Origin of the sequence: Flavobacterium sp. (assembly GCF_027531905.1) — a bacterium.
Lineage (GTDB): Bacteria > Bacteroidota > Bacteroidia > Flavobacteriales > Flavobacteriaceae > Flavobacterium.
Map to the genome: position 1 here is coordinate 1 of NZ_JAPZSU010000038.1, position 8,778 is coordinate 8,778.

Annotated in this window: 7 protein-coding genes; 1 reads left to right on the plus strand and 6 read right to left on the minus strand. The window is 34.1% G+C overall.

Annotation, left to right across the window (positions count from 1 at the left end; all coding sequences use genetic code 11):
• Positions 1–266 precede the first annotated feature (266 nt).
• Entirely contained in the window at positions 267–1,373 is a 1,107-nt protein-coding gene (locus O9307_RS10280) for a glycosyltransferase (RefSeq protein ID WP_298298663.1), read from the plus strand.
• Here the strand turns inward: O9307_RS10280 and O9307_RS10285 are convergent.
• From O9307_RS10285 to O9307_RS10310, 6 genes are all read right to left on the minus strand, one after another.
• Positions 1,309–2,454, minus strand: a complete 1,146-nt coding sequence (locus O9307_RS10285) for an O-antigen ligase family protein (RefSeq protein WP_298298667.1) — start codon at positions 2,452–2,454, stop codon at positions 1,309–1,311. The two genes, O9307_RS10280 and O9307_RS10285, sit on opposite strands and share 65 nt — an antisense overlap.
• Positions 2,455–2,584: 130 nt before the next feature.
• The gene (locus O9307_RS10290; protein WP_298298670.1) at positions 2,585–3,649 is read right to left on the minus strand and encodes a hypothetical protein; all 1,065 of its coding nucleotides are present in this window, start codon (positions 3,647–3,649) and stop codon (positions 2,585–2,587) included.
• Positions 3,650–3,679: 30 nt separating this feature from the next.
• Positions 3,680–4,942 (minus strand): MATE family efflux transporter, encoded by a 1,263-nt coding sequence (locus O9307_RS10295; RefSeq protein WP_298298672.1) that lies wholly within the window; start codon positions 4,940–4,942, stop codon positions 3,680–3,682.
• A 79-nt stretch (positions 4,943–5,021) separates the two neighbouring features.
• Positions 5,022–6,005, minus strand: a complete 984-nt coding sequence (locus O9307_RS10300) for a hypothetical protein (RefSeq protein WP_298298675.1) — start codon at positions 6,003–6,005, stop codon at positions 5,022–5,024.
• A gap of 6 nt (positions 6,006–6,011) precedes the next feature.
• Positions 6,012–7,691, minus strand: a complete 1,680-nt coding sequence (locus tag O9307_RS10305; protein ID WP_298298678.1) for a hypothetical protein — start codon at positions 7,689–7,691, stop codon at positions 6,012–6,014.
• Between the two features lie 45 nt (positions 7,692–7,736).
• The gene (locus O9307_RS10310) at positions 7,737–8,624 is read right to left on the minus strand and encodes a carboxypeptidase-like regulatory domain-containing protein (protein ID WP_298298680.1); all 888 of its coding nucleotides are present in this window, start codon (positions 8,622–8,624) and stop codon (positions 7,737–7,739) included.
• Positions 8,625–8,778 lie beyond the last annotated feature (154 nt).

Here is an 8,778-nt window from a genome sequence, read left to right on the forward strand (position 1 = left end):
TTTTTGGTTGTATTTTAAAATATTATTTATAAAACTTATGTTTTTTCTACACATTTTTTTAAAAGACAACAAATTTATTGGTTTAAATCCGTTCAATCCGTGTCATCTGTGGCCTATCAAAAGATGTGTCCAGACGGTAGGCTACTCCCGGGGCTAGGGAAAGACAATAGGTATTTTGGGATTTATTTTTTACTCAATTGTAAGCTGGTTTTAGTATAAGTTCTTTAGAAAACTATATTTTTGTCTCCCAAGCAAAAAATAAAAAATTGAAAGTTGTACATATCATAGAAGCGTTAGGCGGAGGCGTTTATACCTATTTTGAAGATCTAACCCATCATTTCGAAAAGGAAGATATCCGTCAAAAAGTGCCAACTTCTATCCTCTATAGCGACAATCGCAAAGAAATCGACCCTCAAAAAGTCGCGCAATTATTCTCAACCATTCCTACCGTAAAAGTCTCGATGGAACGAGAAATCAATCCTATTTTAGACTTCAAAGCCATACAAAGTTTGGTCCGTGAACTCAAAAAAATCAAACCCGATGTGGTCCATTTGCATTCCTCCAAAGCAGGTGTTTTAGGAAGAATCGCCTGCTGTTTTTTGAGTCCAAAACCAATAGTTTTTTATACGCCACACGGATATGCTTTTCAACGTACCGACATTTCGCCCATCTCCAAAAAAATGTATTGGTTTATTGAAAAATACTTCCAAAAAATCTTCGGAGGAACCACTATCGCTTGTGGTGACTCAGAACATGTTTTAGCAAAACAACTAGGTCAAGCAGAAGTAATTCGAAATGGGATTGACATTACTTCCATTCAAAGCTATGTACAACCTGTTACAAATTCAAGACTAACTATTGGAACAGCAGGTCGCATTACTGCCGCCAGAAATCCAAAACAATTCAATGCCATTGCCTTGCAATTCCCGGAGTACCAATTTGTGTGGATTGGCGATGGAGAAGAACGAAATCAAATTACAGCTCCAAATATCCAAATTACCGGTTGGTTTTTAGAAAAAAAACAGGTGTATGAGCAAATAAATGCTTTGGATATTTACCTTCAAACCTCCCTTTGGGAAGGATTACCTATAGCGGTTCTTGAGGCTATGGCATTAATGAAACCCGTAATTGCGACAAAAATAAATGGTAATAAAGATACCGTTGTTCCGAACGAAACTGGATTTTTATTCCAAGAAACATCAGAACTAACAGAATATTTCAAAACGTTGGAAGATCCAAATGTCAGAGCCGAATTTGGCAAAAATGCAGAATCAAGATGCGATAATTTATTTGATAAAACCAAGAATTTTAAGGCTCTAACGAAGCTATACGAACAGTATTTTTTTGCTGCAACCAAAGACTCCCAAAAATAGAAAACCAAAAGCCGCTGAACGTAATTCCATCAAAACGCAATAAAAAATCATCGGTTAAATTCGACGTAAAAAAAAGAAAGAAAAAAGAAAAAATCAAAGCATTTTTCAAATCGATTCCCAAATAACCAATCGTACCAATGTAAAACAACACTACAAGCGGCCCTAAAACACCAAATTTGAGTAAAAAATCAAGAAACTGATTGTGCGTAGGAAAAGCATATTTTGCTAAAAAATGCTGATGGGTTTGTTTAAAATACTTCACTAATTCTGGTTTTCCATCCGATGAGCCTACTCCAAAAGGCAAATGTTGCAACGATAATTCCCACGCGGATTTCCAAATAGAAACTCTGGTTACCAAAGCATTAAAAACCTTTATTTCGGGGTGATCAATTTCGTCTAGTTTTCCAACCTTGTCCATATAAGCAAAAGTAACCGAACTGTATTTTTCTTTCATATAAGGATTTTTTTGAACAAAAAGCATAAAAATCCCCACTACCACTCCACCAATACATAGACTATACAGTATCATTTTTTTTAGATTAAAATGAACTAAAAAGAACGAAAACACTACAAATAAATAGCCTACCAAAACATTGAATAATGCCATTCGAGTATTGACCAAAAGAACAAAGAAAAAAGAGCAAGCAAATACAATAGAAGTTAAAAAAACAACGCTTTTATCTTTTCTCATTTGCCAACTTTGCAATAACAAATACAAAGCCGCTATACTCACAAAAGCCAAATGCATGTTGAGTGCTGGAGCATGAATTCCGATAGAATTTGCAAAAACATAACCCATTTCCCAAAGGTGAACTCCATGCCAATACTTAGTGACATACTCTGGAAAAACAAATACAAACCGAAGTGTAAAAACAATCATTACTAAGGTCGTACCATTTACATAATACCGCAACAATTTTAGAAAAGATATTCTTTGGTAATTCCCCAATATAAACAATGGAAATAAGACCAATGCCGTCGTTTTTTCGATTGATTTAAGGCCTTGAGCCAAAGAATCATTGTTCCAAAAAAGCACTAATTCTAACAAAAATGGAGAAGCGATGATACCTGATAAAATCAAGGACTTTTTAGACCACTGCGTTTTCTTGAAATAGAGTATATTAAAAATCGCAAAAGCAAAAATTAACCAAGTACAAGGCTTCCTAAAAATTAAGGTACAAGCAATCGCCACCAAAAAAAAAGAAAAAATTTTATTGAAGTGCTTTTCGGAAATGGTCATAATAAAGAGCATAATAGATTAGTGGGAAAACACCCATTTTGTGACGAATCGCTGATCCTAAATCGGGTTCAAAAACGCCTTGAAGTATAAAAAAAGAGAACACAAAAAGAAGTATCCATAACTCGTAAACATATTCTTTTTTGTCTTTTATGCAACGAGCCAATCGAACCAATAAAATATAAAACAGAAATAATTGCCAAATAACAAACAATAAAATCTGAGGAGAAAAAATATGTTTTAATCCATTTAGCGGAACATTTACCGTAAAAAAACCATACAAAATCCCTATGATTTCACCATACCAAGTGTCTGTTTTTACCGGAGAAACAATACTAGAATTGGCATCAACAGACCCCATTCGAACACTATTAATAAGCTCTCGACTTTGCTCCGAAAAAAAATGCCCTTGTACCAAGCCATAACTCAATGACAAAAAAATAATTATTGCAATTCCGTAAAACAAGGTAGCAAAAGTTCGATTAGGAATTTTGATACAAGTAACCCAATACATTCCCATAGCAACTATAGGTAATAAGGCAAAATATGGTCTATACATCGCTCCAAAAAAAACAAAAAGAGACAAGGCTACAAACAATGTCTTCTGAAAAGAAAATAGCTTTTTCTGAAATAAAAAAACTATTGCCGAGAGGTACAAAAAAGTAATAAACTCCTTAGAAGGCATCGCCATAAAAATAGCCATCATACTAAAAGCAAGATAAGTCAAAACATTCTTGATGGTAATCTTCTCGAACGTGCTCGGAACACCAATTTTGTACAAAACACCCATCAGAATAGGAAACTGAATCAAAGCAATCACAGCAAAAGGCAAATACCGTAAACCGGTTATTTTATAAAACAAAATAGTCAACGGATAACTTCCAAAATAGCCTATTTCATTTCCTTTATCATAAGCAATTATGGCAGCATCGTAATAAAACCGTTTGGGCAAAATAAAACTAGCAGCAAATGCCACAAGAAGATTGAGTCCTACAAGAAGAAAAAAAGCCGCGGTGTTTTTTTTTAGGAATAAAGACATTCAGTTCTAATTGAAAATATAGTGACAAACTTAACTCAAAAACAGCTTAATTCCGTCTTTGACATACACAAAAAGAGCGGTTCCAAGATTCCAAAATAAGGCACTTACTGAAAAAGCAATAGCGGCACCCACCATTCCATAAGAAGGAATCAACCAATAATTGAGTAGAAAATTAAGGGCAAGAGCACCCAAAACTATACGTTGAAAAATACGTTGGCGTCCAGTCATGTTCAAATAGACAGGAGCCGATCCAAAAAAAGCACAAAACCCTTGTCCTAAAACCAACACTACTAATGCCTCTTTTGCAACTATATAATTGGAACCAAAAAAATGCAAAATAAACTCTGGAAAGAGAAGCAGTCCGATAACTGCGGGCAGCGTAATCGCTACTATTAATCGGGAACTATTTTGGACTATTTTCTGTACTTTATCTATTTCTTTATTGGAAAAACTGGCTGCTATAGCTGCCGAAACGGTAATATTTACTGTTAAAATAATAACAGACAACAAAGTCATTAACTTGACCGCCACAGCATAATAGGCGACGGTTGCATCGCCTTGATATTTTTTTAAAAAAAGAATATCAAAACTCATCATCAAAAAAATAGCCATTCCACTTACTGCAATCGGAAATGATTGCGTGATAATTTCACGAGAAGAAAAACAATCAACAGTAGAAGTTGCAGGTTTTTTGCTGAAAAAATAAACTGTCAATAGTGTTGTCAAAATTCCTAAAAAAACAAAACTCAACAAAAAAGCATCAACCAAATACGGTTCTAATTGCCATTGTACTAATATGAAAGCTACCACAATTATGGGCAAGTACTTAAATATATTCCGAAACAATTCAGCTACTACTATTTCCTCTAATGCCCTAAAAACCTCAACGTTTAATATAGAAAGTCCATAAAAAAACAAGGCTGCAGAAGCTTTTAACAGAAGTAGATAGGTTGCATCGTCAGAGAAAAATTGGGCAACTATAGAAGCATCCAATAGTAAAATAAAAACAAATAAAAGCAGGGAAGCAAAAAACAGCATTAAGACCATTTTTAGATATACTTTTTTCAGATGTCCCAAAGAGTAGTTGGGATACAAACGTCCTTTGAAATACAATATCGATTGATCAAAACCCAATAAACAAATACTTCCGATAGCAAAAAGAAAAGTGCGGACAAAATCATATTGTCCTACTACTTGAGGGGTAAACTTTTGCGTTAAAAACAAAGTAAAACCAAACAAAAGCACCACCCCAAAAACCCGAATCAATAAGGTTAAAAAACTTTGCCGAACCACAGGGTTTTGGACCGTTTTAAGTAAGTGAAATCGAATTGTTTTTAACACATTAGGTCTTGTTAGCAAAGAAAAATATTTTTTAGGAAGCTACCGTTTTTGATATAACCAATTGTTTTTGATAAAATCGAATGAACAAATGAATACCTACAAACAAAAATAGAAGAACGATCGGCAATACAAACTTCATCTTTCCATTTATTGCAATTGAAGTATTACTATTCAAAGTAAATGTTACTTCTTTAATGGTTTTTTGAAAGTTGATTAATTTCAAACGGTTTTTACCTTGTTGAAATATCAAATCTTGCTTGGTTTTGATAATATCATTGAGTTGCGTATTTTCATTATAGTACATCAATTTGTCGTTTTTTAACGAACTCTTTACATTAGCCGAAAACCCATTAAGAACACCATTAATTTGTTGAATAATGGTATCATTTTGTGCGATATCTTGTTTCAAGTTTGCTAAACCTACTTGTTGTACTGCTGAAAAATAGTCCGATTGATTGAGGTAATTCAGTAAAGGTGCAATCAACTCCTTTTCATTCGAGACTCCATTAGTAACAACTGCTATATTATGGTAAGTGTAGTTTTTACTGGTAATATTGTCCTCGAGCACCTTTTTAACTTCTCCAACTTCGGCCATTAACTTAATCAACTCAAAGTTGCGCTCTTTATCTTCAATAAATTTATAAACATCGGCAATGGGTTTGATTTCAATTTTTCTTAAAGCTTCTGGGTGGGATAGTCCTACTTCTTTTTGCAAAAAATCGGCATCTCCAGCATTAATTTTCGATTGAATCAAATTGATTTTAGCATACAAATAATCGACACTCCCAAAGTTGGGAATCACAGTGATTTCATGGGTATACAATTTATTGCTTTTATCCAAAAATAATCCCAAACCAAAACCAATAATTAATAAGGCAACAACTATTTTCCATTGGTGTACAAAAAACTGAATGCAATTGAACAGCAACGTATTCAATCGCTCGAAACCCTTTTTTACTTTGGTGGTAATTTGAAATACATCTATTTCTGAATCGCTATGCGAAGGTGTACTCATGAGCTTTTATTTACTATTCAAGATTTGTTCTAAAATTTTAATGGTAATCAAATAGGTAGGTTTTACGCCAGTAGTTCCCAATCCGCCAGAGGCTAAGGTACTTCCTGTTTCTAACGGATTATCCGAAGCATAGTATGCATAACGCACTTTGATATCTTTTGGTACACTCTTTCTGATTTTAGAGGCCGATTGAATCGCTTTTTGATAATAGGACCCTTCCATTTCTAGGCCTATCACGCCCCAAGTAGACTCATGAAAAAACTTCAATAAATCTCTATTTTGAAGTGATGTTCCCAAAACGGTAACCATTGGTCCTGCAAAAACAGCGATGTCATTACCTTCGAGCATCTCAGCGGTCAATTCATTTTCAAAGAAATAATTATCGGCTGTTCCTTCGTTGATATGGGCATTTGGAATCATAATATCGCCTTTACCTCCTTCGAGAATTCCAGCTTTTCCCATAATAGAAACGGACTGAACATTAAGCAAGGTCTCTTTTTTGTAGGGTTTTAATAATTCATCAATGGTTTCATAGGCTTGTTCTCCAAAAGCATAATCCATAACAATCAAAACAGGCGCTTTGTCACCTAATTTTGCCTTTGGAAAAGCGGTTTTGGACCAATCAATTTTAGCGGTATCAAACAATTGCACATCAATATTGGTTCCTGAAGTATCAGGCAAAAATACCATTCCGTTTTTCTCGGCCACCGTTTCTACCTGCTTGCGTAATTCTTTGGCGCCTGATTTACTCAATTCTTCATAAATCACAAAATCAGATTGATCCTTAAACTTCGATTTGAGTAGTGGTGTGGCAAAAATAGAATTCATTACACTGTGCATATTAGCACTAATAACGTGAATAGGTCGGTCTAATAAGTTTTTGGATTGTAAAACCTCTTTGATATTATTCGCCCAAACTTCACCATGAATATGGTGTCCCAAACGTTCTCTCAAAATAGGGCTAAAAGTGATGGTTCTTTTATTGTTGTCTACCACTTCCTCGATGGCTAATTTTCCTAACCAATAGATCACATGCAAAAAACGATCAGGTGCATTCTCTGAACCAAAAGCATCATAAATGTCTAATACTTCTTCAAAAGTTCTTCCTAAAATATTAGACGCATGTGAAATCGCTTTTTCTTTTTCGATTTGTGTTAGTTTCTTCGTTTGATTTACCGCTGCTTCCAATTTTAGCCAATCTCTAGAAACTTCGCCAGTATCATCAAGTAAAACGCGGTCTTTGATTTTATGGGATTCGATAAAAATGAAGGTCAAATGCGTCAAAATATCATAAATATCGGAACGTCCGCGAGTGATTTCAACATTCATTTGTTCTTCGTCAATTCGGTAACAATTTCTTCTTCGCTTTGGAGGAACAATAGCCTGAAAATGCGATTTAGAATACCCTTCATCCGAAGTAAGATTAATAAATCGACATTCTTCAATCCCTACTGGAAGGCGTTCGATAACGTATAATAAACCATTCAATTCTACTTTTTCATCGGCAATAGAACCATAAATTTCTGGGCGTAAAGCCAATAAAGCTTCCCGTAAGGTATCTCCCGAAATTCCCATTGGTTTATAAAACCCACGGTTGAACAAATGGCGCATCGTAATGTACATTTTTTCTATAGCCGCAGAAGATTCTTGCGCTCTAGATCTTGATATATGTTTGGTTGTATTCATCTTCTTTGTTTTTTATCACTTCTCAAAGGTAAGTAAAAGTTTTTTTTAGTTGGTTAACGTTAATTTCATCACTAATTCTAAATATTTGTTTTTGTAACGAGCTGATTCAGTTTGAGAATTTTTAAAATTACTAATTCGCCATTTTCCTTTATAATATGTCCAAGTGGATGTTTCCTCACTAGGAATTGTCCCTACTCTAGGATCATAATCCACACCATCAAATTTTTTAGAACCTTCATTTACCTTGGTAAATTTATATTCATAGCGATTGTCTTCGATGATTAACCACTCAACAGCAACGAAAAAGCCGTTTGTCGGTACTTTTATTTTGTAGGATTCCAAATTAATTGAAGTATTCTTTTTTCCTTTTTTAATAGGAACTACAATATTTTGAGCTATCAAATCATTTCCAGGACTTCCATCAGAATTAACTTCAAAGAAACGCAATACAAACTTTGCGTTTCCTTTTTCCGCTTTTGTTAGAACAAGTAAACTTTTTAGAAAAGAATGCTGTTCCATTTCTTTGGTAAATGGAAAAAATTTAGCCACAATAAAAGGAGAAGTACCGCAAGCGAAATAATGATTAATCGATCCCTTATTATAATTTCCAATTACAATTTCGGAATCGTGTTTTGGAGGTGCAATGATTACCTCATGCAATGCAATGGCTTCATTTTTGAGAACAACACTTTCAATTTTATCTGCTTTTATCTTTTTGGATGCAAATCCCAAAGCCGAAAAAACCAATACTTTATCCGACGTTGTATTGATAGTAAAAGTGCCATCTAGTTCTGAGGTGATTCCAATATTTTCATTTTCCACCCAAATGTTTACATAAGGAATAGGCTGACCCGAAATACTATCTTTGACAACACCTTTTAGTTGTGCTTGAACCGAAAATGCAAGGAAGAGAAAATAAAAAATATATTTCATTTGTTATAAGCTAATAAGTAATGGTTAAAATTTAATGTCGTATTTAGTTCCAAAATTAGTCAGGACAAAATTTAATTTTTCTTTGAGGTTTTCGAATGATTTATAAGCATCAAAATCTAACCATTGATATTTTATTCTTCGCCATAGAATTTCA

Bases quoted from the DNA above. Each gene is read 5' to 3' on its own strand.
- O9307_RS10290 (WP_298298670.1), bottom strand. From the start codon at position 3,649: ATGTCTTTATTCCTAAAAAAAAACACCGCGGCTTTTTTTCTTCTTGTA.
- O9307_RS10300 (WP_298298675.1), bottom strand. From the start codon at position 6,005: ATGAGTACACCTTCGCATAGCGATTCAGAAATAGATGTATTTCAAATT.
- O9307_RS10305 (WP_298298678.1), bottom strand. From the start codon at position 7,691: ATGAATACAACCAAACATATATCAAGATCTAGAGCGCAAGAATCTTCT.
- O9307_RS10310 (WP_298298680.1), bottom strand. From the start codon at position 8,624: ATGAAATATATTTTTTATTTTCTCTTCCTTGCATTTTCGGTTCAAGCA.